At 66.7% G+C, this 24,047-nt stretch carries 23 protein-coding genes; 4 read left to right on the forward strand and 19 right to left on the reverse strand.

The window, feature by feature from the left end; genetic code table 11:
* Positions 1-114 precede the first annotated feature (114 nt).
* The 10 genes from NV348_RS14345 to NV348_RS14390 all read right to left on the reverse strand — a co-directional run bounded on the left by NV348_RS14345 (position 115) and on the right by NV348_RS14390 (position 9,507).
* Positions 115-807, reverse strand: a complete 693-nt coding sequence (locus NV348_RS14345) for a hypothetical protein (RefSeq protein ID WP_447147393.1) — start codon at positions 805-807, stop codon at positions 115-117.
* Positions 804-1,175, reverse strand: a complete 372-nt coding sequence (locus NV348_RS14350; RefSeq protein WP_447147394.1) for a hypothetical protein — start codon at positions 1,173-1,175, stop codon at positions 804-806. Before NV348_RS14350 ends, NV348_RS14345 begins: the two co-directional genes overlap by 4 nt.
* The gene (locus NV348_RS14355; protein ID WP_447147395.1) at positions 1,172-4,138 is read right to left on the reverse strand and encodes a hypothetical protein; all 2,967 of its coding nucleotides are present in this window, start codon (positions 4,136-4,138) and stop codon (positions 1,172-1,174) included. The genes NV348_RS14350 and NV348_RS14355 overlap by 4 nt, the downstream gene beginning before the upstream one ends.
* A complete protein-coding gene (locus NV348_RS14360) occupies positions 4,135-4,749 on the reverse strand; it encodes a hypothetical protein (RefSeq protein ID WP_447147396.1) in 615 nt (204 codons plus the stop codon). Before NV348_RS14360 ends, NV348_RS14355 begins: the two co-directional genes overlap by 4 nt.
* Before the next feature lie 203 nt (positions 4,750-4,952).
* Positions 4,953-5,720, reverse strand: a complete 768-nt coding sequence (locus NV348_RS14365; protein ID WP_447147397.1) for a peptidoglycan recognition protein family protein — start codon at positions 5,718-5,720, stop codon at positions 4,953-4,955.
* Positions 5,721-5,955: 235 nt separating this feature from the next.
* On the reverse strand, positions 5,956-6,252 hold the full coding sequence (locus NV348_RS14370) for a hypothetical protein (protein WP_447147398.1): 297 nt from the start codon (positions 6,250-6,252) through the stop codon (positions 5,956-5,958).
* Positions 6,230-6,460 carry a hypothetical protein gene (locus NV348_RS14375; RefSeq protein WP_447147399.1) on the reverse strand — a complete coding sequence of 77 codons (231 nt, stop codon included), beginning with the start codon at positions 6,458-6,460 and terminating at the stop codon, positions 6,230-6,232. The genes NV348_RS14370 and NV348_RS14375 overlap by 23 nt, the downstream gene beginning before the upstream one ends.
* 30 nt (positions 6,461-6,490) lie before the next feature.
* Positions 6,491-7,276, reverse strand: coding sequence for an alpha/beta fold hydrolase (locus tag NV348_RS14380; RefSeq protein ID WP_447147400.1), 786 nt, complete (start codon positions 7,274-7,276; stop codon positions 6,491-6,493).
* Between the two features lie 165 nt (positions 7,277-7,441).
* Positions 7,442-8,011: an ImmA/IrrE family metallo-endopeptidase gene (locus NV348_RS14385; protein ID WP_447147401.1), complete on the reverse strand. Its 570-nt coding sequence runs from the start codon at positions 8,009-8,011 to the stop codon at positions 7,442-7,444.
* Between the two features lie 746 nt (positions 8,012-8,757).
* Complete coding sequence (locus NV348_RS14390; RefSeq protein ID WP_447147402.1) at positions 8,758-9,507, reverse strand: hypothetical protein; 750 nt, start codon at positions 9,505-9,507, stop codon at positions 8,758-8,760.
* A gap of 326 nt (positions 9,508-9,833) precedes the next feature.
* Here NV348_RS14390 and NV348_RS14395 point away from each other — a divergent pair, with 326 nt between their 5' ends.
* Both NV348_RS14395 and NV348_RS14400 read left to right on the forward strand, forming a co-directional pair.
* Complete coding sequence (locus tag NV348_RS14395) at positions 9,834-10,223, forward strand: helix-turn-helix domain-containing protein (protein ID WP_447147403.1); 390 nt, start codon at positions 9,834-9,836, stop codon at positions 10,221-10,223.
* A 743-nt stretch (positions 10,224-10,966) separates the two neighbouring features.
* Complete coding sequence (locus NV348_RS14400; RefSeq protein ID WP_447147404.1) at positions 10,967-11,311, forward strand: hypothetical protein; 345 nt, start codon at positions 10,967-10,969, stop codon at positions 11,309-11,311.
* 60 nt (positions 11,312-11,371) lie between these two features.
* Here NV348_RS14400 and NV348_RS14405 read toward each other — a convergent pair whose 3' ends face one another.
* Positions 11,372-12,241: a MaoC family dehydratase gene (locus NV348_RS14405; RefSeq protein ID WP_447147405.1), complete on the reverse strand. Its 870-nt coding sequence runs from the start codon at positions 12,239-12,241 to the stop codon at positions 11,372-11,374.
* Positions 12,241-13,596 (reverse strand): 3-oxoacyl-ACP reductase, encoded by a 1,356-nt coding sequence (locus NV348_RS14410; protein ID WP_447147406.1) that lies wholly within the window; start codon positions 13,594-13,596, stop codon positions 12,241-12,243. Before NV348_RS14410 ends, NV348_RS14405 begins: the two co-directional genes overlap by 1 nt.
* Positions 13,597-13,766: 170 nt before the next feature.
* Between NV348_RS14410 and NV348_RS14415 the strand changes: the two genes are divergently transcribed.
* Positions 13,767-15,098: an acetyl-CoA C-acetyltransferase gene (locus tag NV348_RS14415; RefSeq protein ID WP_447147407.1), complete on the forward strand. Its 1,332-nt coding sequence runs from the start codon at positions 13,767-13,769 to the stop codon at positions 15,096-15,098.
* A gap of 66 nt (positions 15,099-15,164) precedes the next feature.
* Here NV348_RS14415 and NV348_RS14420 read toward each other — a convergent pair whose 3' ends face one another.
* The 4 genes from NV348_RS14420 to gnd form a co-directional block, all read right to left on the reverse strand.
* Complete coding sequence (locus NV348_RS14420; RefSeq protein ID WP_447147408.1) at positions 15,165-15,392, reverse strand: hypothetical protein; 228 nt, start codon at positions 15,390-15,392, stop codon at positions 15,165-15,167.
* A 117-nt stretch (positions 15,393-15,509) separates the two neighbouring features.
* Positions 15,510-16,508 carry an alpha/beta hydrolase gene (locus tag NV348_RS14425; RefSeq protein ID WP_447147409.1) on the reverse strand — a complete coding sequence of 333 codons (999 nt, stop codon included), beginning with the start codon at positions 16,506-16,508 and terminating at the stop codon, positions 15,510-15,512.
* A gap of 88 nt (positions 16,509-16,596) precedes the next feature.
* Entirely contained in the window at positions 16,597-17,298 is a 702-nt protein-coding gene (locus NV348_RS14430) for a hypothetical protein (protein WP_447147410.1), read from the reverse strand.
* A 282-nt stretch (positions 17,299-17,580) separates the two neighbouring features.
* Positions 17,581-18,612: a phosphogluconate dehydrogenase (NAD(+)-dependent, decarboxylating) gene (gene gnd / locus NV348_RS14435; RefSeq protein WP_447147411.1), complete on the reverse strand. Its 1,032-nt coding sequence runs from the start codon at positions 18,610-18,612 to the stop codon at positions 17,581-17,583.
* A gap of 336 nt (positions 18,613-18,948) precedes the next feature.
* On the opposite strand from gnd, the gene NV348_RS14440 reads away from it, so the two are divergent.
* Positions 18,949-20,817, forward strand: a complete 1,869-nt coding sequence (locus NV348_RS14440) for a VanW family protein (RefSeq protein ID WP_447147412.1) — start codon at positions 18,949-18,951, stop codon at positions 20,815-20,817.
* 213 nt (positions 20,818-21,030) lie between these two features.
* Here NV348_RS14440 and NV348_RS14445 read toward each other — a convergent pair whose 3' ends face one another.
* The 3 genes from NV348_RS14445 to NV348_RS14455 form a co-directional block, all read right to left on the reverse strand.
* The gene (locus tag NV348_RS14445; protein ID WP_447147413.1) at positions 21,031-22,008 is read right to left on the reverse strand and encodes a DUF5685 family protein; all 978 of its coding nucleotides are present in this window, start codon (positions 22,006-22,008) and stop codon (positions 21,031-21,033) included.
* Between the two features lie 115 nt (positions 22,009-22,123).
* Positions 22,124-22,723 carry a TetR/AcrR family transcriptional regulator gene (locus NV348_RS14450; RefSeq protein ID WP_218716025.1) on the reverse strand — a complete coding sequence of 200 codons (600 nt, stop codon included), beginning with the start codon at positions 22,721-22,723 and terminating at the stop codon, positions 22,124-22,126.
* An 85-nt stretch (positions 22,724-22,808) separates the two neighbouring features.
* Positions 22,809-23,987, reverse strand: a complete 1,179-nt coding sequence (locus NV348_RS14455) for a glycoside hydrolase family 3 N-terminal domain-containing protein (RefSeq protein ID WP_447147414.1) — start codon at positions 23,985-23,987, stop codon at positions 22,809-22,811.
* Positions 23,988-24,047 lie beyond the last annotated feature (60 nt).

Raw genomic sequence — 24,047 nt, forward strand, 5'->3', positions numbered from 1 at the left:
GGGGACGATCGATGGTCGACAATTGATATTACCCCTTCCCATCGCACCCCGGCCGAGGCCGACGGCCCTTGTCGTGCTGCACCACTCGGGAGAGCGTCTAAATCGACTCCAGGACTACGGCGCGACGGGCATCGCATCGAAGTCCTCGAACAAGTAGGCGTAGATCTGGGCCAGGTAGAGCGCGAGTTGATCCTGACTGGCAAACCGGATGTAGGTGAGCTCGTACCAGGTCTGCGGATCGATCGGTCGGTGTTGGACGAGGTGGGTCAGGCCGGCGCGGATCGTGTCCAGGTAGTCTGGCCACGCCAGGTGCAGGGTGGGGCGGAGTTCGTGGAGATCGTCAACGGCCTCCACGCCCAGGCCGGCGGCACAGAAGTGTACGAACCGCCGATCGATGCCTTCGGCGTCGAGACCAAGCGAGGAGAGCGAAACCGTTGTCGGGTCGAGCCTGCCGCCGGGGTACGGCCACATGGTGGTATTGGCCAGGTCGCGTAATCCGGCGGGACCTGGTCCGATGACGGCGTGCGGGACCGGGCGGTAGACCGCGTACACCAGCCCCGCTCCGAAGTCGCCCCGCACATAGTTGTAGCTGCCGTCGGGCGCTACTGGGTGGCTTTGGTCGAAGCCGACTGCCGTAGCTTTGTCGGCGAAAGGCCCAGCACCATAAACCGTTTCGAAGCGCAGTACTGGTGTCAGGTCATGGTCGCGCAGGGCCTGAGTGCGTGCAGCATCGTCGGCGACGATGAGGGCGCGCTCCGATTCGAAACGTGTCGCCCATGGTCCGACGCGTTGGTTCGGGTCGTTCACTCAACCTCTCCTGAATAAGTTTCGATCTCGGCTTCGGGCGGGAGCCGTTCATTGTCAGGGGGGTAGATCGGCTCCGGACGACCGCCGAACAGGTAGTCATGGAATGCCGTCAGGTACTCGTCCAGTTCCTGCTGGTCGAAGAACCAGGTAGAGGTGCGCTCGAGCCATTCGTCCGGGGTAGTGCCCCGGGCAATGATGTAGTCGAGTGCTTCGCGCACCTGGCGCTGATATTCCGGGTCCTTTTCGAGATCGGCACGTAGCTCCGGCGCGAAACGCCACATCTCATCACCGAACTCAGGGTAATGCATGACCAAGATCGGCCATTGCACACGGTCAAGGTTCGGAATGTTCTGCCACCATTTGGTCATGAGTTAAATACCTTCAGCGGTTCGGGATACATGGTGGTCAACTTCCACTCGCCCCCGGGACCGAGATCATATATCGCCAGGATTTCCGCATCGGTGAAGTCGACCTGCTTGAAGTTTACACGCGTTCCCGTCATAGGGTTGACCGGGTCAATATAATAGCCACGTAGTTTCGCAACACCGAGGTCACCGATCGCAGCACGTACTTGCTCCGCCGTAAGCAGCACGACTTCTCGGCTTTTAGTACTGCCCAAGGGAATCTCACTACGCGCAGCGGATTCGGCGGCCGCGAAGCTGCGCGCATCGCCGAACGCCGTCGAGAACGACCCGACCTTATGCTTCTTCGGGTTTCCGTGTGCGTCGGTTGCGTACTTGTCCATGTACCGGTCGCGAGTGAGCAGCTCGACTGGCCCCTTCGCCGGATCAATCTTGTTCCTGGCGATTACATATCCGTCCTGCTGGAAGTTCGCACGGGGCGGGTTGCCCGTCATGTGCGGAGTGCCCAGACGCAACTGCAGTTGTCCATCCGTGGGATGCAGATGCCGCTGGGGTCCATGCCCTTGGCTTTCTAATTCGAGGACGCGCAGGGAATCGGCGACATCGGTGAAACGCCCTGCGGCGTCGATTTCTCCGGCGTAGCTCTCCGCCGCACCCGGCGTGCCCTCGGAATGTACCGCATCATTCTTCTTTGCCGGGAGCACGCCCTGTCCAGGTTTCCCGGCCGGGCTACTCATGGCAAACGTGTCGGCTGGCGTACTATTACTGTGGCGGAAAACTCCGGAGGGCATGCCCGCCATGGCTGGCTGGTTTCCGCCAAGAACTTCAACAGCCTGATCGATAACACCAATAGATTTCTGTCCTATGTCCTGTGCCCATTTCTTGAGTGAGTCCGATTGATTCGCCAGCACTTGCTTGATCGTCGACAAATTCTGGATATGAGGTATTTTTGGGTTGGGTGTATCGGTGGGAATAATCCGGTTAGTCCCGCCAGGGCGAAGACCTGTCTGAGTCGCTGGTGCGGGTAGACCTCGCCGACCCGGGGCGACCAGTGCGGTGGCGCCTTTAGTCGGCGCTACCACCATTGCTGCGCCGAATCCCGCCTGTCCGAGGGTTTGGAAGAAGTTGTCGTACGTGACGCCCTCCCAGTCGGCGCCGAGCCAGAATTTCGAGTTGGCGTTCCAGTTGGCTCCGAAGTCTCGTCGGATATCCCGCCATGATTCGCTCCAGGACTGCGCGCCGGCGAGCGCGGCGCCTGTGGAATACCCGAGTGTTCTGAGGGAACGAAAATTGGTCGAAACCATCTCCTCGATACCGGTGGCCATCCCGGTAAATGCTTCTTCCCGTGTGGTCAGGCGCCAGTCAGATCCGCGTGCTTGGTTGGAATAGTTGATGATGTCGTTGACACCGGATAGCGCACCAACCCCTTCAACCATTGCTTTCCCACCGCGAGTGACACCGCTGAAGATTTCAGCCTTGACATAGTCATTGAAGGTGCGGTCACCTTGACGATTAAAACTCCGGCGCAGAGCGCCGTCAGCGCTATATTCTTCGACCAGGTAGCCATCGTATTTCAATCGCATTCCACCGTCGGGAAGGAACTGCAATTCGCCTCGGCGACTATCAGACTCGTCGCGGAATGCGTACCCGAATGTGCCTTCGGTTCGACGATTCCCGGAGACCAGGACATCAGCGATCCGGAACAGGCGTTTCACCGGTTGACCGTCCGGCCCGGCTACCGTCATGTCGACTACCTGCCCACGATCGTTACGAAGCTCGTGGACAAAATTGATACCCTGTTGATACTTGAATTCATAACCCGCAGTCCCGGTGTTGAGCCGCCGCCATACCGGGTTGCCATTCTCGTCGGGGTAGATATCCCAACGCGCATCTATATTATCGATCCGATACCCGTTGCCGTTGTAATCAACCTTGCCGGCATCTACAGACGTGTAGCCGCCGTCACCGGTTGCTACAGTCCGGCTGAATGCGGTATTTCCGAAAATATCCCTGTACTGGTTGTCCCATAGCCCATCCCCATTCGCGACACCGACATTCACCCCGATGAGGTTGCCGTTTTCGTCGTACACCGGCGAATGCGTTTCACTCAGGTCGGAGTTTCCACCGGAGATTCCGGTCGGCGCGCCTGACGTCGAAGTATGGTCGAAGCTTTCGACATAAACTTCAGCTTCGGCACTCGGCCTGGACAAATACGACGATCGCCCGTCGGCGTCGTCATGCCAGCGCTGGACACCGCCTTCCCCATCGGAAGCAACCCGCCACCGATCACCATTGTCGAAGACGATGTCAACAGTGTTGGTGCCGTTGCCCTCTGGAATCGAGAACGTCACGGGACGGCCTGCGTACGTGCCTTCCCACTCGTCACCCACATCATGACCCGACGTGTTCGGGAGGTCGATCCACGAGGGGGCTGGATCGTCAACGCCTTTTCCGCCGTCCCCGCCTGCAGCCCCCGGTTGCGGCTGAATTTGCGGCGCGGGCGTGTCGGTAGCTGCGGCAGGGGGGACGGCAGCTGGAGCCGCACCGCCATTGGCCGGAGGCGGAGGCGCGGACGTCGGCGGCGGGGCAGGAACTTGATTGTCTTGTTTCGGAGGATCCGGCTTCTTTTCCGGCGGCATACCACCGGCGTAGTTATGTCCCCCGTAGTCGATTCTGGGCTCCTCGGCGATCGGATCCGCAACCTGGACTGTCGAACCCGGGAAGTCGCTGGACGGTCCCTGATCGTTGACGAATTTCGCGACTGAACTCTCGGCATGGACCGCTTGGGCTGTCAGCTCACGCTGCGAGAGCACCCGGTTGTATGCTCGCGCGGCAGCAGCCGGGGTCATCCCGGAGTGGTTGAACACCCGTGACTGACGTTCCTGATCACCCGCCGATTCGGCACCCAGTGGTGTCAGCGAAGCGCGCCAGGCCGCACCGGCAGTCACCCAATCCGATGCGACGCTCATTTCGGGCCATCCGACGCATCATCGATCCGGCGGCGCAGCTCGGCGACCATCGCCGCGTACGCCTCCGACTTCGTCTTCCCCTCACACGCGATCCCGCGGGGATGGGTCGCGTACCACGCGCTCCCCTCGACCTGCTTCACCGAGATCTCGTCGAAGTCGTAAAACTGCTCGGCGTCGGGGGTCGGCCAGTTGCCTTCGGCGTCGGGGGTGATGTGGGCGCCGGTGTCGAACGCGCCAGGGGCGCCCGCTGGGGTCGGGACCCACCTGATTTCTTCGAGTTCGGGGTGCACGCGCACGCCGCGTTTGATCAGGTATTCGGCTACCCGGGTTGCCTGCTTGATCGAGGTGACCGTCGGCTCCGCGAGCTTGCGGCCGACGGGGCTGGTCCACTCGGGGAGGTGGATGACCGAAAGTTCCTCTGCGAGTGCGCGAACCTGCGGATCGAGTTCGTCGTCGTGGTCCGGCTCGGCGAGCTTGCCGGACAGGGTCTGCTGGAGGAGTGCCAGAAACTCGGGAGTGACCAGCTGTCCGGATTCGGTCTGAACGTATTCCGGTGTCGATGCTTCGTTGGCGCTGAAGTCGACCGAGCCGATGATTTCCTTGCCGGACATGTGGTGGAGCCTCCCGAGCTTGGGCATGAAAAGAGCCCGTGCCTACTGGCCGGGCTTCGTGTGGTTGCGGGTGTGGAGTCAGGACAGGCCGAGCAGCGGCAGGATCACCGGGGCAAGGACCACGGCCAGCTCGAGCAGTTCGAGAAGGACAGGAAGCATGGAATTCACCTCCTTCCGTCGTGCGAGGGGACGGGCAGGGCGCGTCAGGTGCGGGGAGCTTCGAGGGCCTTCAGGCGGTCCAGCACATCGGCCAGGGCGTCGACGACGGTCATGCCATCGAGCTGTTCCCAGCCGGCGAACATGCCGGCGTCGCGCTGCTGGCTACCGCACAGCTGCTCGCGAATGTCTTTGACATCGGTGCCGATCGGGCCGCAGAAGGCGGTGATGAAGTCCTGGATCTGGGCAACTTCGGATGCGCTCATCGGGGCGTCCTCTCCGTCGATGAATGCCTGTACGTCACGGCGGAATGCGTCCATGTCGATACCGGCGGGGTCGATTTTTCCTTCGTGCGAGTACTCGCGGTGGGCTACGCAGTCCTCGGCGGAGCGGCCGATGCGGGCCAGGATGGCCGCGCAGCCACGCTTGTAGGCGTCGAGTTGCGCTGGGGTCCAGTCGGTTCCGTCGCCACGCGAGACCGCCTCGATACCGATCACGTGGTAGTTGGCGTTGTCGGTGGGCCAGCCGGGCCAGGAGCCGCGGCCCGCGTGCCAGCAGACGCCCGCGGCGACGACGCGGTAGGTGCCGTCGCGTTCGAGGACCAGCTGGGCCAGCGGGCCGGGGAGGTCGGCGCGGCCGTCCTGGACGATGCGCCAGTCGTTCCTGCCGCCGCCCGCGGTGTGGTGGCACAGGACTCCGCGCAGGTCGCGGAAGTCACCGTGGCCTCGGTCGCGCCAGCCTTCGTGTTCGATGACGTCCAGTCCGGCATCGCGCAGCACGTCGGCGAGCCACACTGGGTCTCCTGTCCAACTCATGGACTCACTCCTTGCTTGGTGGAGGTTTGTGGTCCCGCCCTCGGGGGGATGAGGGGAAGTTGCCGAGGGCGGGACGTGCGCCTCTGACGCAGCGACGGCGTCTCGACCGCAGACCACCTGCGGGAGACGGGCGCATCAGGGGCGCGGCATGCGGCGGGCTCGAATCCCGCACCGTATCGAGTGTTCTCCGGGGGCTTGCCGCATGCGGTTCAGGAACGGCACCGTGGTGGTGCCGTCAGATCTCTTCTTGGAGGGTGGCCGGGATCTTGTATTGGGCCACCGGGGGTTCCTGGCCGGGGACGTGCAGGCGCAGGAAGCTGAGAAGTTCGTCGATGTGGCGTTGCAGTGCGCGGATCAGGCGGATCGCGTCGCGGAATCGCAACTTGTCGTCGGCGACCTGTTGTTCCAGGGCGACCACGCGCTCACGCAACTTGGCGACTTCCCTCGTCTGCCAGGCGGTTACCGCACCGATGACCGTGGCTACCGCGACGCCGGTCGCCTGGACGAATTCAGGGCTCAACCACGATGCCACGCGATTCACCCGCCGATCCCGACACCGGCGTGACCGCGGGTCTGATCACCGCCCCGGCGATCAGCGGCGTCGCCAATCCGTAGAGCGTGAGCAGGGTCTCGACCCAGGCCGCATCGACCTCGCGGCCGATGAGATACGCCACCACGCCGGTCACGGCCACGAGTACCGACCGGATCAGCGCGGGCTCCGGCACGTTGCCGATTCGCATTTGGAGGTTCCTTTCCACGGATCGCGGATGTCAGATTCGCCCTTCGGCGACATCGCGGTTCAGGGCCTGGGCCAGCGCGCGAGCGTGGCCGTGGCGGACGTAGTCGTCGGTGTGTCTGCCGTCGAACAGGTATCCGCGGGCGTAGGCGACAGCACCTGCCCAGTGCCGCCAGTTCGCCGGCGACCACCAGCGCTGCAACTGGTTCCGGGTCGCGGTGTCCAGCATTCGCTGCGCCCAGCGCACCGCGGCGCTCGCACTGGCGAAGCTGAAGAACGCGCTCAGGTCCGCGATGGTCCGCAGGGGATTGCCTGCGGGCAAGGCGGTGATCGGATCGCCGGGCGCCGCGGCCCAGTAGGCGGGGATGCCGTCGATCGGGCGTTCTCCGACCACGCCGTGGCCGCCGGGATCGATGTCACCGAGGTAGCGGCCTGCGGGCCTGCGTGGATCGGCGATCAGCGCGCACGCGATCACCTCTCGGCCCGGATGCTCACCGCGTCCGATCTCCGCCGCGAGATCGCCCGCCACCGCGGCGCCCTGTGAATATCCCGCCAGCACCACCGGATTCGGTGTGTGGTCGATCGCGGCGAGCAGCGCGCGCCTGCCCTCGGCGACGCTGTCGGCGTAGCTGACGTGCGTGCCGTAATCGGCGGGGTACGGCACCATACGCGGGCGGAACATCGACTTGTTCAGTGCTTCGGTGAAGGCTGCGGTGACCCCGTCGCCACCGGGGTTCCAGGTGCCGCCGACCACCAGCACATCGATGATGCGGGGGTCACGGCTGGGACGCGGCGATCCCTTCGGAGACCACAACGACATGGGAGGTACCTCTTTCGGAAACGATGTGGACGGCGAGCTGCGGAAGACGGGCGCGTCAGGGCGGGCAGGCGGCAGGATCTGAACCGGCAGCCGCAGGGGCACCCGCCAACGACGAAGCCCTCGCTCCGTTTTCACGGACCGAGGGCTCGGCAGTCTTGGTTGTGGCTATTTGTGGTGTCGGCCGGGGGCCAACTGGCGCAGCATTTCACCCGAACTGGATGTCGGCCACAGACAGAGATAGGGATAGTCCGAGGGCATGCCCGGTAGCCACCCCAGGCGGTTCAGCAGGTGCACCGGGATCATCGCGAACTCGTCGTCCGTCAGGTGCTGCAGACGCCACCCGAGCAGGAATTCTGTCACGCCGAGCACGGCCGCGACGTCGGACAGGTTGTTGCCGATCTCCAACGCATCACGAAGGTCACCGAGTGGGATCAGGCGCCGGGCGACGACGTGGTGGACCTTCATCTCGATCCGCCCCCGCCACAGTTCGCCGTCGAGAGCCGCTGCCAGTTCCAGTGATTCCGCCATCTCGATGTGAGCGACGGAGTGCGCGATCACCTCGTTCCGGACGTGACCCGACAGATCGGCTTGGATCAGGACCGCGCGATCGACGACGGACCAGTACGAGACGAAGTCGAACACGACGACCGAATCGACCCGAATCCCCTGGCTGAACGCAACTTCCTGAGCGTTGAAGCCGTTGCGCTGCACCGCGATATCTTGTCGGTCAGGCATTATCGCGTCCGACTCACCTTCACCACCCATGGAACACAACTCTCACACTTGCCGATGACACCGATCTGCCGCGTCCGGACCGGCTCGGACGCACGATGTCAACTCACCGCGAGATGTGTTGTGTCACAATGAACGGCGCTCGTAGCGACCGCCATCGATCGACCGCGCCGGCCACTGCGTGGAGGTCTTCTACGCAGATGTCCGCGAGGTCGACATGCCCGGCCCGGTTCCTGCCAGCCGGTACCGAGTTGTCGATGTTCCGTGCGGATCGACTGCTCTCGTTGCGCTGCTGTGCGTCGGCCGGATTGCCCGAGTCGTCGGGAGTGAACGCATCGAATGCACCTGACACAGGAACCTCACCCAGCAGCCGAAATGTACAGACCCTCGGTCGAGAGCACCTACCCACTCTACCGTCGAGCCAAACGTTGGCTTCGGTGAGGATCTCGGGTGGCGATGATCACTTGACGTGAAATCAGCTGGGAATTAATGGTTTTGGACATGCAAAATCCCGCTGCGACTATCTTGCAACACCGGACGTCGTCTGTCAACCCACTGTTCCGATCCATGCGAAATCACTGCTCAGGGCCATGTTTTCCAATCCACCGACGGGACGTTCGAGGCGAAATATGGCGCGGCATAAGCGATTCGGGATGGTTCCGACACTGATCCACACCACCTTCCACCCTCGAAACGGCGGCGGGGCGCCGGCCACAGTCGGCCGACGGCCCGCTCGGGTACTGCATTCACTAAGCATCTTTCACACGGTGGCGCACCGGGAGCGCCCGGTGCGCGTCGAGCACCTCGCCGACCACATACAGCTCCGGCCAGTCGGGAGCCCACGGACCGGGCACCGGCTGAACCAGGCCCGCCGCACGGAGCGTGCGCACCCGCCGCGCGTTCAGGTTCCGGTAGCCATCACCCAATTGCTGTGCGAGCTTGCCGATTCCAGCGGCATTGAGCCGCACAGCCCTGGCGCGGACGACGAGCTCCGCGTCCGCGTTCGACACATCGGCGGGCGGGCAGACGATCGCTTCGGCCGCCTCGATCGCCGCACCGATCTCCGCGGGCGCACCCTCCACACCTTCCGTCATAGCGAAGGCAATGATGTTGCGTTGCAGCCACTCCGCCATTCCGGAAATGCTCGCCGCGCCGTCATAGGTGTGATCGCGCTGTTCGCAGACCAGCCGAACCCAAGAGACCAGTACCGCCCCGAGTTCGTCTTCGACCCTCGCGGCCGCCGGATTGAATGGCAGGCGCTGCTCCCTGGCTCCATTGCGCGTCCGATAGTCCACCGCACCGAACCGGGTCTGCCGCGTCCGCGCATCCGCCAGATCTTCGGCCAGATCGGGAATGTCCCCCAGCATCCGCGCGAGCTCGCGCGCGGCATCTCGATCGAGGTAGAGGTGGTCATCGTCGAACCACCTGTCCAGCGGGGTCACACCGCACGAATCCTCACGCGCGCGGTTCGACGCCGTCACGGCATCGCTCGTACCCATGTAATTACTCCTTCAGTCGCTAGCGGGTCTGCACCCCGGGCGCTTCGGCGGCACTACTCAGCCGGGAAGGTTTCGCCCGGGGCGGCGTCGAGTGGACCCCCCTTGCCGAGACCCACAATTCAACACTCGTTGTATGCAACGTTGTTATCACGACTATGTCAAGCGGAGGCCAAATCCGTTGCTCTCCAATTAGGTTGCAATACAAGGCCTATGGCTGTGTAGTGTTAGGATCGGCCGCCAGCTGGCCATGTTGCGAAGCTCGTTCGAGCTGCACTTCGCTACATACACTTCATGCATCAGTGCAAACAATCTGCTACCATGACTACATGGTGAGACAACGGAGCGCGGTGGTCCCGCCCGAGGTCAGCGCCACCCTGCGGCTTGCTCGCAAGGAGCGCGAGATGTCGATGGACCGCGCCGCGAAGGCAGCACGAATCAGCACTAGCCTGTGGACGCAGGTCGAGAACGGCACGCAGTACAAGCGCGGCCAGAAGGTTCAGGCGAGCACTACGGCCGAGACGCTGCAGGCGATGGCGGCAGCCGTCGGAATCGATGCCGAGCCACTGCTGGCACAAGCGGGCTTGGAGCCGGTCGAGATCGAGCAGGAACGACCGCAGTCCACCGAGGGAATCGTCGACCTGTCCGGACTGTCGGAAGGTGATCTTCGGATCGTCGCCGCCTACGTCAATGGACTCCGGGCCGCCCGGCGCAGCTGAGAGGCGTTGGCAGACAAGCAGAAAGGCTACGCACTCGCTGGGTTCGTAGCCTTTTCCAGTGGTCGCGACTACGCGCCGGCGCCCGTGCCGGGGTCGACGCCGCCGCCGGTGCCCGGGTCGGGTCGGGTGGTCTCGGCGGGGTTCTAATCCGATTGAGCACCACTGCAATACGATATCGGCAGCTGGGGACGCACTTCACGGCCGAAGGCTGCGCGAGAGCACGCTGATGATTGCCTGTTTGATGTCTGCAATGTAGCCGGGTCGAATCGGACGGAACGCTGTGCAAAGCACAGCACCACGAGACCTCTGTACTCCTCTGTCACAGTGACGATTTACGAACCGCCCGACCTGCTACCGCCACCGTCAGCGACCAGGTCGCCATCGCGATTGCCATCGCTGTCCTCACAACGCCTCCGCCACACCACTTCGAGCCAAACGATCATCAGGTGAAATGCACTGGGCGGACGAAGGGCAGCCGGGATTTCCGTGGTCGAAGTGCGTCGGGATGTGTTGTGGCGCTGGTACTTCGGCTGTTCTCGGTAGGATCGGAATCGACCTGCTCCCGATTCCGACGAGCACGAGCGTACGAAAGCCGGTGTCCTCCAAGAATGCTCGATCGAGGCGCCTACCGCGACGTGCTCACGGGAGCGTCGGTTCGCCGATCACCAGACCGATCGCTACGAAAGAAAAGCCGACGAAGACCGCCGCCCACGACACTCTCGCTCTCCCCTACCTCGCTCGGCATGCGCTTGCCCGGCAAGGAGTGGGAGTTCGCCTGGGACAGCATCACCGAGATCGGGATCACGGAGACATCGACCGGCGATGCCATCACCATTGCGTGCGACAGCACGAGCGTGCGGCGGGACCGGAAGGCAGGCTTCCTCGGCTCACGCCGGCGACGCGCCGGAGAACCGAACGAGCCTCGGCTGATACCCGTCGACCCATGGGGCGTCGGATCAGTGGAACTGTGTGAAGCGCTGACGTGCTTGTGGGAGCACCCAGCACTACGTGCCGAGCTGACTCCCGCGCTGCTGACAGAACTGTTGGTCCTCGGGTTCGAATCCCCGGGGCTCGACGAACGCGGATGAGCTGGATACCCAGACGGGCCGCACATCCGGTGTGGATGTGCGGCCCGTCGGTCCCGGAGCTCAGCGCAGGGTCGCGGTGAGGTGGGGGTAGCCCTTCTTGGGGTTGAGCATGGAGAGGTCCCAGCCGGAACCGACCTGCTCGGCGTAGATGTTCACCGACGACGGCAGGAAGACCGGCTTGCCGAATTTGACCGTGTAGGTGGCCTTTTCGGGGATGCGGCCCTCGATGGTGCCGAGGATGTTCGCGGCCGACCACATGCCGTGGGCGATGGTCTTGGGGAAGCCCATGGCCTTGGCGCCGAGGCCGGAGACGTGGATCGGGTTGTGGTCGCCCGACGCGGCGGCGTAGCGGTTGATCATCTTCTGATCGACGCGCTGCACCCGCAGCGGCGGCGGGGGGACCTCGTCGGCGGGGGGCGCCGACTTCGGGCCGCCCGACAGGGAGGTGCGCTGCTGGTGCAGGAAGGTGGTGACCTGGCGCCAGACCAGCTCCCGGCCGACGCGGATCTCGGTGATCGCGTCGACCAGCAGGCCCTTCGGGTGCTCCCGCAGGTTCTCGATGTGCGCCGTGAAATCGAGCGGCTCGGCTACCGAGATCTCCCTGGTGCGCTCGATGACGTTCTCGAAATGCACCGCGCCGACCGCGCTGAACGGGAAGTCCCGCGCGACGACGAGCTGCATCGCCAGCGGGAACGCCAGGATGAACGGGTACGTCAGCGGCAGGGTGTCGCTGAAGCGCAGGCCCGTCGCGTGGCAGTACGCCGCCAGGTGATCCGGGTCGACCTGGAAACCGTCCAGGACGACGCGGCGGTCGGGCAGGGTCGGCTGGCGACCCGACAGCGGAGCGGGCAGCGGGACGGCGCCCAGCGCCGCCTTCGCGTACAGGCCGCCGTTCTTCGGAACCTCGGAGAGGGTGATGGTCTGGGTCATCAGGCGCCGATCAGGCTCTGCCCGCAGACGCGAACCACGTTGCCGCTCACCGCGTTCGACGCCGGGCTGGCGAAGTAGGCGATGGTCTCGGCGACGTCGACGGTCTGGCCACCCTGCAGCAGCGAGCTCATCAGGCGACCGGCCTCACGGGTGCCGACCGGGATGGCGGCGGTCATCGCGGTCTCGATGAAGCCGGGGGCCACCGCGTTGATGGTGATGCCCTTCTCCGACAGCAGCGGGGCCTCGGCGTCGACCATGCCGATGACGCCGGCCTTGGAGGCGCCGTAGTTGGTCTGGCCGCGGTTGCCCGCGATGCCGGCGATGGAGGACACGTCGATCACGCGGCCGCCCTCCTTGAGCACACCCTTGGCGACGAGGCCGGAGGTGATGCGGTGCGGGGCAGCGAGATTGACGTTGATGACCGAGTTCCAGCGGCCCTCGTCCATGTTGGCGAGCAGCTTGTCGCGGGTGATGCCGGCGTTGTGCACGACGATGTCGATGCCGCCGAAACGCTCGGTGGCGAACTCGGCGAGACGCTCGGCGGCGTCGGGAGCGGTGACGTCCAGGGCCAGGGCGGTGCCGCCGACCTTGTTGGCGGTCTCGGACAGGGCCTCGCCGGCGGCAGGGATGTCGGCGACGATGACGGTGGCGCCGTCGCGCGCGAAGACCTCGGCGATGGTGGCGCCGATGCCGCGGGCGGCACCGGTGACGACGGCGACCTTGCCGGCGAGCGGCTTGTCCCAGCTGGCCGGGGCGACGGAATCGGCCTTGCCGACCCGGATGACCTGGCCGTCGACGAAGGCCGACTTGCCCGAGAGCAGGAAGCGCAGGGTGGACTCGAGGCCGGTCGCGGCGGCGCCCGCCTCGGGGTGCACGTAGACGAGTTGGCCGGTGGCGCCGCGCAGCAGTTCCTTGGCGACCGAGCGGGTGAAGCCCTCGAGCGCGCGCTGGGCGATCTGCTCGTCGACCGAGCCGACCAGTTCCGGCGTGGTGCCGATGACCACGACACGCCCCGAAGGTGCGAGGTTGCGCATCGCGGGCTGGAAGAATTCGAACAGCTGCGAGAGCTTGTCGATGGAGTCGATGCCGGTGGCGTCGAACACCAGGGCGCCGTACTTGGTGCCCGAGTCGAGCGAGTCCGCGACGGTGTAGTCCGAGAGCAGCGCGCGGATCGGCTCGGCGAGTCGGCCCTTGCCGCCCAGCAGGACCGGGCCGGGAAGTGCGGGCTCGCCCGCTTTGTAGCGGCGCAGCTGCGCCGGCTGGGGCAGACCCAGCTTGCTCGCCAGGAACGCGCCGGGGGCGGAGTGGATGAAGGATCCGTAGAGGTTGGGTGCACCCTTGCTCTTGGCTGCCACTGTTCCTACCTTCTCTGTGCTCGACGTGTTGTGTGACCGTGCTCGCCCAGTGTCCCCCGTGTGAATCACATTGCGGGTACGGTGTCGACAACGAACTTACTCCAGAGTAAGTTTAATGTAAACCGATACGCCCGGCGTACCCGGAACCGACGAGACCATGGAGAACTCGAGTGACAAGCAAAGCCCGCTCGGCGACAGCCAAGGCCAACACCGCCAAGTCCGCGAAGACCCAGCGCCCGGTCGCGATCGTTGGCGGTAACCGAATCCCGTTCGCTCGCTCCGACAAGGCCTACGCGAAGGCGTCGAACCAGGACATGTTCACCGCCACCCTCGACGGGCTGGTCAGCCGCTTCGGCCTGCAGGGCGAGCGCCTCGGCATGGTCGTCGGCGGCGCTGTGCTCAAGAAGGTCGGCGAGCACAGCCTGATCCGCGAGAGCGTGCTCGGCTCCAAGCTCTCGCCCTACACCCCCGCCCACGACCTGCAGCTCGCCTGTGGCACCGGCCTGCAGTCGATCGTCACCGTGGGTGACGCGATCGCCCTCGGCCGGATCGAGTCCGGCATCGGCGGCGGCGCCGACACCACCTCCGACGCACCGATCGGCGTCAGCGAGGACATGCGCGAGTGGATGCTCACCGCCAACCGCGCCAAGTCCAACAAGGACCGGGTCAAGCTGGTCGGCCAGCTGCGCCCCTCGATGCTCGGCATCGAGATCCCGCGCAACGCCGAGCCGCGCACCGGGCTGTCGATGGGTGAGCACGCCGCCATCACCGCCAAGGAGTTCGGCATCGCCCGCGAGGCGCAGGACGAGCTGGCCTACCTCTCGCACAAGAACATGGCCGCCGCCTACGACCGCGGCTTCTTCGACGACCTGATCACCCCGTTCCTCGGCCTGACCCGCGACGACAACCTGCGTCCCGGCTCGACCGTGGAGAAGCTGGCCACCCTGAAGCCGGTGTTCGGCACCAAGCTGGGCGACGCCACCATGACCGCGGGCAACTCGACCCCGCTCACCGACGGCGCGTCGGCGGTGTTGCTGTCGAGCGAGGAGTGGGCCGCGCAGCGCAACCTGCCGGTGCTCGCGCACCTGGTGGACTCCGAGGTCGCCGCGGTGGACTACATCCACGGCCCCGACGGCCTGCTGATGGCGCCCACCTACGCGGTGCCGCGCCTGCTCGCCCGCAACGGCCTGACCCTGCAGGACTTCGACTACTACGAGATCCACGAGGCCTTCGCCTCCGTGGTCCTCGCCACGCTGGCCGCGTGGGAGTCCGACGCCTACTGCAAGGAGCGCCTCGGCCTGGACGGCGCGCTGGGCTCGATCGACCGCAGCAAGCTCAACGTGAACGGCTCCTCGCTCGCCGCGGGCCACCCGTTCGCCGCCACCGGCGGCCGCGTCGTCGCCTCCACCGCGAAGATGCTGGCGGAGAAGGGCTCCGGCCGCGCCCTGATCTCCATCTGCGCCGCGGGCGGCCAGGGCGTCGTGGCGATCATCGAGCGCTAGTCACGCGCTGAGAACGACGACGGCGGGTGGTTTCCGCAATCGGAAGCCACCCGCCGTTGCTTATTGTCAGCGGCACATCGGGTTGGGGTGGGGCTGGGTGGAGCCCCAGGGGCCGCAGATGAGGAGCTTGATGATGCCGAGGGGGAAGTCGATGGCGGCGGAACCGGTACCCGCGGAACCGGATTCGGCGATCACCGCCGGGGTCGCGGGGGCGGCGAGGGCCGGGGATGCGCCTGCGGCGATGCCGGCGATAGCTGCGGTGGCGACCAGGATGCGGACCATACGACGTTGCATGACGAGCCTTTCGAGAAGAACTGAGCGGAACTAACAAACTCATCGGGCCGCTCGACCAGCTCGTTATGCACTACTTTCCGGGGCTTGACCGCGCGAATTACGTTGCGCTATAAGCGTTCAGGACGCTCCGATGGCCTCGGCGATCATCGGCCAGGAGTTGTGGAGGTCCTGTTCCCAGTACTTCCAGGTGTGGGTGCCCGCGGCCCGGAATTCGGTCTGGGCGGGGATGTTCAGCTCCTGGAGGCGGGCGGCCAGGCGCTGGGTGCAGAGGTTGGCCGCGGCCTCGATGGCGCCGCCGAGCAGGATCTGATCGGTCATGCCGATGACCTTGCCGGGGTTCGCGCCGGCCGGGAGAGTCTCGGCGACGCCGGGCAGGCCGGTGGCGCTGGAGAGGTAGATGGCCTTGCCGCGCAGGCGTTCGGCGTTGAGGTAGGGGTCGTTGGCCTGCCAGGCGGGGTCGCCGGGGGCGCCCCACATATTGGCGGGGTCGGCGCCGGCGCGGGCGAAGACCACGTCGACGTAGGCGCGGCCGATCGGGTCGGCGACCTGGGCGCAGCCGCTGTAGGCGCCGACGGCGCGGTAGCGGTCGGGGGCCGCGATGGCCAGGTTGAGCACGGCGGTGGCCGACATCGACAGTCCGGCAATGGCATTGACGCCGCTGGCGTGGAGTGTGTCGTCGATGATCGGCGGCAGTTCCTCGGTCAGGAAGGTCTGCCACTTGTTGCGGCCGAGCTTGGGATCGTCGCGCTGCCAGTCGGTGTAGTACGAGAACTTGCCCGCGGCGGGCGTGACCACATTGACATTCTTGTCGGCGAAGAACTGCACGATATCGGTCTGGTTGTACCAGTTCGCCCGGTCCTCACCGCCGCCGGCGCCGTTGAGCAGGTACAGCGTGGGCCGCGGGACGCTGGTGTCGTTCGCGGTGATGACCTGCAGCGGGATCACCCGGTCCATGGCCGCCGAGTACACGTGCAGCGTCTGCTGCCGCTGCCCCGGCCGCTCGATGTGGTCGAGCCGGGAGCCGTCGGCGCCCGCGGTGCCGATCGAGGCGACCGAGAGCAGCACCAGTGCCATGGCCGACACCGCGACCGCGCGGGAACGGGTGAACACGAACATGAATCCTCACTACAGATGGGGCGGTGGCGAAGACCCAGAGCGCCGGGACGGCAGCGCGAGACCGTCCCGGCGACCAGGTGCTACGCGATCAGCTACCGATCAGATTGCGCAGCACGTCGGAGATGATGTCGCTGAGCGAGCCGGTGGAGCTCAGCTGACCGTCGGAGGAGCCGAGGCCGTTGTCGCCGAGGCTGCCGATCACGGTCTCGCCCGCGTTCGCGCCGCGCGCGGTGAAGCAGGCGGTGAGGCCCGGCATCTCGTTGCCGACACCCACGGTGCCCGCGACGCCGACGCCACCGCTGGTGACCTGCTGACCGGCCGTCACGCTGTCCGGCACCGGGTAGGTGATGGTCAGGGTGACCGGATTGCCGGAGTTGACGAACCAGCCGGTGCTGGTGACCTTCCAGCCGCCCGCGTTCGGCTCGGGGGTGACGTCCTCGGTCACCTGGCCGCCGACCGCGTGGTAGGCGGTGATGGTGGTCTTGGTCGGGGCACCGAAGCCGACCGGCGGGAAGTCGGTGATGGTGTTGACGTAGGGATTGCCGATCCCGGTGGTGCCGACGACCACCTTGTAGGTCACCGAGGTGCCGACACCGATCTGCTCGGCGCTGGCGGTCTTGTCGTAGACGTGCGTGACGCCCCAGGTGCTGGCGTCCTGCTTCTCGGCGTGGCTGCTGATCGAGCAGGAGCCCGCCGCGGTGGCGACGCCGGAACCGAGAGCGACACCGGCACCGGCGACGACCAGAGCGGTGGTGGCGACGCCCGCGGCGATACGCGAAGTCCGGATCATGATTTTCCTCCAAGCCCCGGCGAAGTCGGCCGGGACGAATTCCTCATCGAGTGGTCTATCCCCCCTCTGGCCAGAAGATATCGGCTGGACTGGACGGTTGTCCTGGAAAACAGGAACGTGTTCTCATATTTGTGGAAGATTATCGTTTCACTCTCGAGGAGGGGTCGCCGGGGGTAGCATCCGAGATTTTTCGGCTTCGCCGAATCACCCCGAAAAGCGCAAACCGGCCGCCCGCGGGGGCGACGGAAGGCCGGTGCGCGGGTGTCAATACCCCTGGACGTGCTACTGCTCGGGCAGCTCGTTGTGGCCGCCGAACGCCTTGCGCATGGCCGAGAGCATCTTGTCGGCGTAGAGCGCCTCACCGCGCGAGGAGAAGCGCTGGAACAGGGCCGCGGACAGCACCGGGACCGGCACGGCGGTGTCGATGGCGGCGTCGACCGTCCAGCGGCCCTCGCCGGAGTCCGAGACGCGACCGCTGAACCCGTCCAGGTTCGGGTCGGCGTAGAGGGCGCTCGCGGTGAGATCGAGCAGCCAGGAGGCGACGACCGAGCCGCGGCGCCACACCTCGGTGATGTCCGGGATGTCCAGGTCGTACTGGTAGTACTCGGGGTGCTCCAGCGGGGTCTCTTCGGCCGAGTGCTCGCCGTCGCCCTGCGCGGCGCCCACGTTCGCGTGCTGGAGGATGTTCAGGCCCTCGGCGTAGGCGGCCATCGCGCCGTACTCGATGCCGTTGTGGACCATCTTCACGAAGTGGCCCGCGCCGGCCGGGCCGCAATGCAGCCAGCCCTGCTCGGCCGGAGTCGGCTCGCCGGTGCGGCCGGGCGTGCGCGGCGCGGCCTCGACGCCGGGAGCGATCGACTCGAACAGCGGCTCGAGGTACTTCACCTGCTCGGCCTCGCCGCCGATCATCAGGCAGAAGCCACGCTTCAGGCCGAACACGCCGCCCGAGGTGCCGATGTCGAGGTAGTGGATGCCCTTGGGCGCCAACGCCTTCGCGCGCTTGATGTCCTCGTGGTAGCGACTGTTGCCGCCGTCGATGACGATGTCGCCCGGTTCGAGCAGCTCGGCCAGCTGCTCGATGGCGGCACCGGTCGCGCCCGCCGGGATCATCACCCACACGACGCGCGGGGCGTCGAGCATGGCGACGAATTCCTTCAGGTCGGTGCTGCCGTCGAAGCTGTCGCCGAGCTCGGCCTTCAGCTCGTCGATGTGACCCTGATGGCGTTCGTGACCGACAGCGGTGTTCCCGTCCCGCACGATGCGGCGCACGATGTTGGCACCCATCCGGCCGAGGCCGATCATTCCCAGCTGCATCAGTTCTCCCTCGTTGTGCGCTACCTGGTGTCGAGTCTCACGTGCGATTGTCTCGCGCGGACCCGCTGAGCCGCTGAGCGGCGCCACGGCGGCCGCCGAAACTGCTCGGAAAAACGGCTGTAACGCCCCGGAACGGGCCGCGATAAACAGATCGGCTCCGTGTAGTTGCCAGACCCCCGACCCGGCAACTACGCGGAGCCTTCCTGCTGTCCATCCATTGTTGCCAGGGTGCCGAGGGCGACGAACACCATTACCCTTGGCCGAGGCCCCCCAAACACCTGGGGCCGGGCGCACCTGATCCAGGACGACGCCATAACACCCAACGGAAGGACCTCCGTGCCCAGCGAGTCGAATGTCGGCGGACCGGCCGACCGACCAAGGGGCGAGGTCGGACTACGCAAGCTGCTCGAAGCAAATCGCACTTTCGATGCCGACGTCACCGCCGCCCTGCCCACTCAGCCCCTAGCCACCGTGTCACGTGACCGCTGGTCGCCCGCGCCCGCCCCGGCGGCCCCGCAGCCGCCGACCGGCTCCGGCGCCCCGCAGCTGGCCAAGCGGATCGGTATCGCCGTCGGCGCCGTGTTCGCCGTCGGCGCCGCCGCCTACCTGGCCGACCTGGCCCTGAGCAACGGCGAGGTGCCGCGCGGCACCGTCGTCGCCGGGGTCGACATCGGCGGCATGGACAAGGCCGAGGCGAACGCCTTACTCCACGACGAGCTCGGCCCCAAGGCCGAGCGCCCGCTGCCGGTCCGGATCGGCGACGTGCAGGCCAGCATGGTGCCGGCCACGGCCGGTCTGCAGGTGGACTGGGACGGCACCTGGGCCGCCGTCGGCGACCAACCGCTCAATCCGGTGCGCCGGCTGATCTCGCTGTTCGGTACCCGCGACGTCCAGGTGGTCAGCACCGTCGACGCGGCGGCGCTGGATCAGCAGGTGGCCGGGTTCCAGGCCCACGACAACCCGACCGTCGAGGGCACGGTGCGGTTCGACAACGGCAAGCCGGTCGCGGTCGCGCCGGTGCCCGGCCGGGTGCTCGACACCGCCGCCGCGCGCACCACGATCACCGAGCGCTGGGCGTCGAGCAGCGAACTGGACCTGCCGGTGGTGGCCGCACCCGTCGCGGTGCGCACCGAGGCCGTGCAGGCCGCGCTGCGCGATATCGCCACCCCGGCGATCTCCGCCCCGATCACGGTGAGCGGCAAGGACATTCGCGCCGACCTCACGCCGGCGGAGATCGCCCGGGTGCTCACCTTCGTGCCCGACGGGAACGGCGGCCTGGCGCCCAGGATCGACAACGACGCCGCGATCGCCCTGCTCGCACCACAATTGGCGACCTCGGAGGTGGAGCCCAAGGACGCAACCTTCACCGTCGGCGCGGGCAAGCCGACCGTGGTGCCCGCCGTGGTGGGCAACAAGGTCGACTGGCCCAAGACGCTGGAGAAGCTGCCCGCCCTGCTCACCGTGGCAGGCGACCGCACCGCCGAGGCGGTGTACCAGCGGATCGAGCCGAAGCTCACCACCGACGCCGCCAACGCGCTCGGCATCACCGAGATGGTCGGCCAGTTCACCACCGGCGGCTTCAGCGGCCCGTCCGGCGTGAACATCCGCACCGTTGCCGCCAAGGTCGACGGCGCGGTGGTGAAGCCGGGAGATACCTTCTCGCTCAACGAGTTCACCGGTCCGCGCACCGCCGCGGAGGGGTACGTCGAGTCCGGCATCATCGACAAGGGCAGGCCGAGCACCGCGGTCGGCGGCGGCATCAGCCAGTTCGCCACCACGCTGTACAACGCGGCCTACTTCGCCGGCATGGAGGACGCGGGCCACACCGAGCACAGCTACTACATCTCGCGGTACCCGGCGGCGCGCGAAGCCACCGTGTTCGACGGCGCGATCGACCTGGCGTTCCGCAACAACACCACGACCGGCATCTACATCCAGGCGGTCGCGACGGGCTCGGACATCACCGTGCGCCTGTGGGGCACCAAGACCGTCGACGTGGAGTCGATCACCGGCGAGAAGTCGAAACCGACCGAGCCGCAGGAGATCACCCTGCCCAAGGGCAAGGACTGCATCGCCTCCGAGGGCGCGCCCGGGTTCACCATCTCCGACACCCGGGTGATCACCGATCGCAAGACCGGCGCCCAGGTATCGCGGCACACCCGGACCGTGAAGTACGACCCGATCCCGATCGTGAAGTGCGAGTGAGGATTTCCTAGCAGTTGCAGTCGCAGCTACAGCAGTCGCCGCACCCGCAGTCCTCGCCGCAGCAGTTGCTACAGCAGTCACCGCAATCGCAGCAGTCGCCGCAGTCGCAGTGTTTGGCCCAGGCGTCCTTCTGCTCGCCGGTGCAGGGGCTGGTGTGGTCGACACAGCAGGCCACGCCGGTGCAGTAGACGCCCAGGATCAGCCCACCCGCCTTCAGCGGGCCGGGCCGGTTCGGGCGGCGCCCGGGCGGGGACGGGAACTGGTACGGCGTCTGCTGTTGCGCGACAGGCGAAGTGCGACAGGCATGCCCGACGGCCAGGCCGAGGCCCTGACCCAGCCTGCGCAGTAGCGCGGCCAGCGGATCGAGCAGTGCCCAGCGGACGGTGGGCAGTTGGTCGATCCGCGCCTCGGCGGCGGCCTCGCGGATGCGGGATTCGCTCTCGCGCAGCAGATCATAGGCGCGCGGCAGATCGGTGCCGGTGGCCTCGGCGGGTTGAAGCGGCCGCGCAGGCGATCGCGTTCGAGGTCCTCGATGGCGTCGGCGAGGTGGGCGATGCGGCCGAGGTGGCGGCCGATCTCCGAGAGGGCCGCAACGTTTTCCGGGCGACCGGCGAGGGTGGCGGTGTGCCCGAACAGGGTGGCTGCGCAGAGTTGCGTCGGGCCGGTCAGCTGGTCGAGGGTGATCGGCGCGGCCAGCGCCTCCAGTGCCGACTGACTGTCGATAGCCGTGAGCAACGGGCCGACGTCCAGGCCGATCCGGTCGGCCTGCGTCTGGGCGGCCGCCGACCAGCTCCCGGCGACCCGCCGCATCGGGCGGCGAGCGAGCCGTCCGGCGTCACCGTCGTCGACGTGGTCGCGAATCTTGGCCGCCCCCAACAGCAGTGCGGCCGTGGCGGCCAGCTGGACACCGGGCGCGTTCGCCACGACCACCGAGGCGCGGCGCATCCCCCGCAGCGGGCACGGCCCGGCGGTGGTCCGGGCGCCGGCGGCACCGGACTGGGCCTCGGTGAGCACACTCAGCACGATCGCGTCGGTATTGGTGGCGGCGCGGGCCAGCTGACCTTGCCCGTCGCGCAAGCCGAGACACAGCCCGCACATATGCGCCTGCCACTGCCCCGGATCGATGCCGTACTTCGCCGCGCCGTGCGCACACGGCTTCAATACACCGAACACTGCCACCCCGTCTGTCATGGAACTCCCGAGCGCCCGCGCCGCGGCCCCGCCCCGGTCCGGCGATGGCCGCGCCCTCAGCGCCCGCTGTCGAGCACGATGGCAGGTCGGGCGGGCGCGAGCAACCGCTGGCCGGCTATTCCGCCTTCTTGCGACCGGCCAGACCACGCCAGGCCAGATCGTCGAGCAGGTCGACGGCCTCGGCCACCTCGATCCGGCCACCGGCGACCCGGTCGGCGATGGCCTCGCCGGCCCCGATCACCGCGGCCGCGACGACCTCGAAATTGGTCCCGGGATCGGCGTGCTTGGCACTGGACTCGAGCAGTTTGGCGGTGAGCTCGATGACCCGCTCGCGCGCATTGTCGATCTCCGACGCGAAAGCTTGCTGACCGATTGCCTGCCGATAGAGCACCTGCCACGACTGCCGGTTGCGGTCGACGAAATCGAGGAAGCCCTCGAGCGCCGTGCGCACCTGCTCGTGCGGGGTGAGTTGCGGGTTGCCCGCGGGCGCGACGGCCTCGATGAAGCGCAGGCCCTCGCGCTGGATGCACGCCCGGAACAACTCGTCCTTGGAGCCGTAATACAGGTAGAGCATGGGCTTGGAGATTTTCGCCTCGGCGGCGATGGCGTCCATCGACGTGTCGTGGAAGCCCTTGCGCGCGAATACCTCGACGGCGGCGTCGAGCATCTGCTGCTCACGAACCGCTCTGGGAAGTCGCTTCGTTCCGCCCGCCATCCACTCTCCTACCGCAGGGTGAACCCCTATATTACTCCAAGGTAAGTTCACCCGTGCCCATTTGCCGCACAGTCGCCGAGCTGCCTCAGCAGCCCAGCTGTGCGCCCTTGTAGCGCGCCATCCGCAGCACGGAGGCGTCGACCCGGTCGGCGGGCAGTTTGCCACTCGCGACCGACTGTTCCAAACGGTCGAGCACCTGCGGCACCGCGTCGGTACTGATCCACAGGGCATTGTCGGCGCCGGCGACCAATGCCGCCTCCACCGCGTCGGCGATCGACATGCGCGCGGTGATGGCCGCCATGCCGCCGAGATCGTCGGTGAAGATCGGGCCGTCGAACGGCGGCGCGCCGTAGCCGGTGCCCTCGCGCAGCAGCGACATCACGGCCGGGCTGATGCTGGCCGGGACGTCGGGCTCGGTCAGGCCGGGCACGTCGAGGTGGCCCACCATGACGGCCGCGCCGGAGGTCACCAGGTTGCGGAACGGGACCAGGTCCTTGTTCTGCAGTTCCGACAGCGGCGGCGTGCGGACCGCGCCGGTGTGCGAATCACCCGAGCCGGAGCCGTGGCCGGGGAAGTGCTTGATGACCGAGCCGAGGCCGACCTCGGTGGAGGCGCGGATGTAGGCGTCCGCGTACTCGGTCACGACCTGCGGGTCGTCGCTGTAGGAGCGGTCACCGATGACGCTGTCGGCGGGCTGGCTGCTCACATCGACATCGGGGGCGAAGTCGACGGTGACGCCGAGGTCCTTCAATGCCTTCGACCTGGTCAGCGTGTTCTGGTAGTACTGCTCGGACGTCTGGCTCTGCGCAACCTCCCTGGCCGAGGGCGCCACGCCGATGAGGTTCTTGGCGCGCGAGACCCGCCCGCCCTCCTCGTCGATGGTCACCATCAGCGGTGCCTTGGCCAGCGCCTTCACCGCGTCGAGCTGAGTGTTGTTCAGCAGGCCGGGATCGGTCCAGCTGCCGATGAAGATGCCGCCGACCTGCTCGGTACTCACCACGTTCGAGGCATCGGCCGAGCCGGTGATGCCGACGGTCAGCAGCTGCGCGAGCTTCTCCCGCTGGGTCAATTTCGCGAGATAGTCGGCGCCGCAAGCGGATTGCGCGGGCGTGCCCGTCACGGGCGACGACGCGTCACCACTTTGCGCCGAGGTGGGGACGCCGGTGCTGCTCGCCGCGGGTGTCGTCTCGGTCGACGATCCTCCCGAACAGGCGGTGGCGACGGCGGCCAAAACTGCGAACACGACCACAGGCGATTTCCGCATGCGCTCCACGGTAGCCCCGTCCCGCCACGACCCGTGGAACCGGTTGCCGATTGAACCCTC

It is taken from the genome of Nocardia fodinahabitans, from assembly GCF_052983615.1.

What these genes read in the sequence shown, in the direction of transcription:
- NV348_RS14445 (WP_447147413.1), bottom strand. Translation starts at nt 22,008, where the DNA reads ATGACAGACGGGGTGGCAGTGTTCGGTGTATTGAAGCCGTGTGCGCAC.
- NV348_RS14450 (WP_218716025.1), bottom strand. Translation starts at nt 22,723, where the DNA reads ATGGCGGGCGGAACGAAGCGACTTCCCAGAGCGGTTCGTGAGCAGCAG.
- NV348_RS14395 (WP_447147403.1), top strand. Translation starts at nt 9,834, where the DNA reads ATGGTGAGACAACGGAGCGCGGTGGTCCCGCCCGAGGTCAGCGCCACC.
- NV348_RS14385 (WP_447147401.1), bottom strand. Translation starts at nt 8,011, where the DNA reads ATGCCTGACCGACAAGATATCGCGGTGCAGCGCAACGGCTTCAACGCT.
- NV348_RS14375 (WP_447147399.1), bottom strand. Translation starts at nt 6,460, where the DNA reads ATGCGAATCGGCAACGTGCCGGAGCCCGCGCTGATCCGGTCGGTACTC.
- NV348_RS14455 (WP_447147414.1), bottom strand. Translation starts at nt 23,987, where the DNA reads ATGCGGAAATCGCCTGTGGTCGTGTTCGCAGTTTTGGCCGCCGTCGCC.
- NV348_RS14405 (WP_447147405.1), bottom strand. Translation starts at nt 12,241, where the DNA reads ATGACCCAGACCATCACCCTCTCCGAGGTTCCGAAGAACGGCGGCCTG.
- NV348_RS14350 (WP_447147394.1), bottom strand. Translation starts at nt 1,175, where the DNA reads ATGACCAAATGGTGGCAGAACATTCCGAACCTTGACCGTGTGCAATGG.
- gnd (WP_447147411.1), bottom strand. Translation starts at nt 18,612, where the DNA reads ATGCAGCTGGGAATGATCGGCCTCGGCCGGATGGGTGCCAACATCGTG.
- NV348_RS14360 (WP_447147396.1), bottom strand. Translation starts at nt 4,749, where the DNA reads ATGTCCGGCAAGGAAATCATCGGCTCGGTCGACTTCAGCGCCAACGAA.
- NV348_RS14355 (WP_447147395.1), bottom strand. Translation starts at nt 4,138, where the DNA reads ATGAGCGTCGCATCGGATTGGGTGACTGCCGGTGCGGCCTGGCGCGCT.
- NV348_RS14380 (WP_447147400.1), bottom strand. Translation starts at nt 7,276, where the DNA reads ATGTCGTTGTGGTCTCCGAAGGGATCGCCGCGTCCCAGCCGTGACCCC.
- NV348_RS14400 (WP_447147404.1), top strand. Translation starts at nt 10,967, where the DNA reads ATGCGCTTGCCCGGCAAGGAGTGGGAGTTCGCCTGGGACAGCATCACC.
- NV348_RS14365 (WP_447147397.1), bottom strand. Translation starts at nt 5,720, where the DNA reads ATGAGTTGGACAGGAGACCCAGTGTGGCTCGCCGACGTGCTGCGCGAT.
- NV348_RS14425 (WP_447147409.1), bottom strand. Translation starts at nt 16,508, where the DNA reads ATGTTCGTGTTCACCCGTTCCCGCGCGGTCGCGGTGTCGGCCATGGCA.
- NV348_RS14430 (WP_447147410.1), bottom strand. Translation starts at nt 17,298, where the DNA reads ATGATCCGGACTTCGCGTATCGCCGCGGGCGTCGCCACCACCGCTCTG.
- NV348_RS14420 (WP_447147408.1), bottom strand. Translation starts at nt 15,392, where the DNA reads ATGCAACGTCGTATGGTCCGCATCCTGGTCGCCACCGCAGCTATCGCC.
- NV348_RS14390 (WP_447147402.1), bottom strand. Translation starts at nt 9,507, where the DNA reads ATGGGTACGAGCGATGCCGTGACGGCGTCGAACCGCGCGCGTGAGGAT.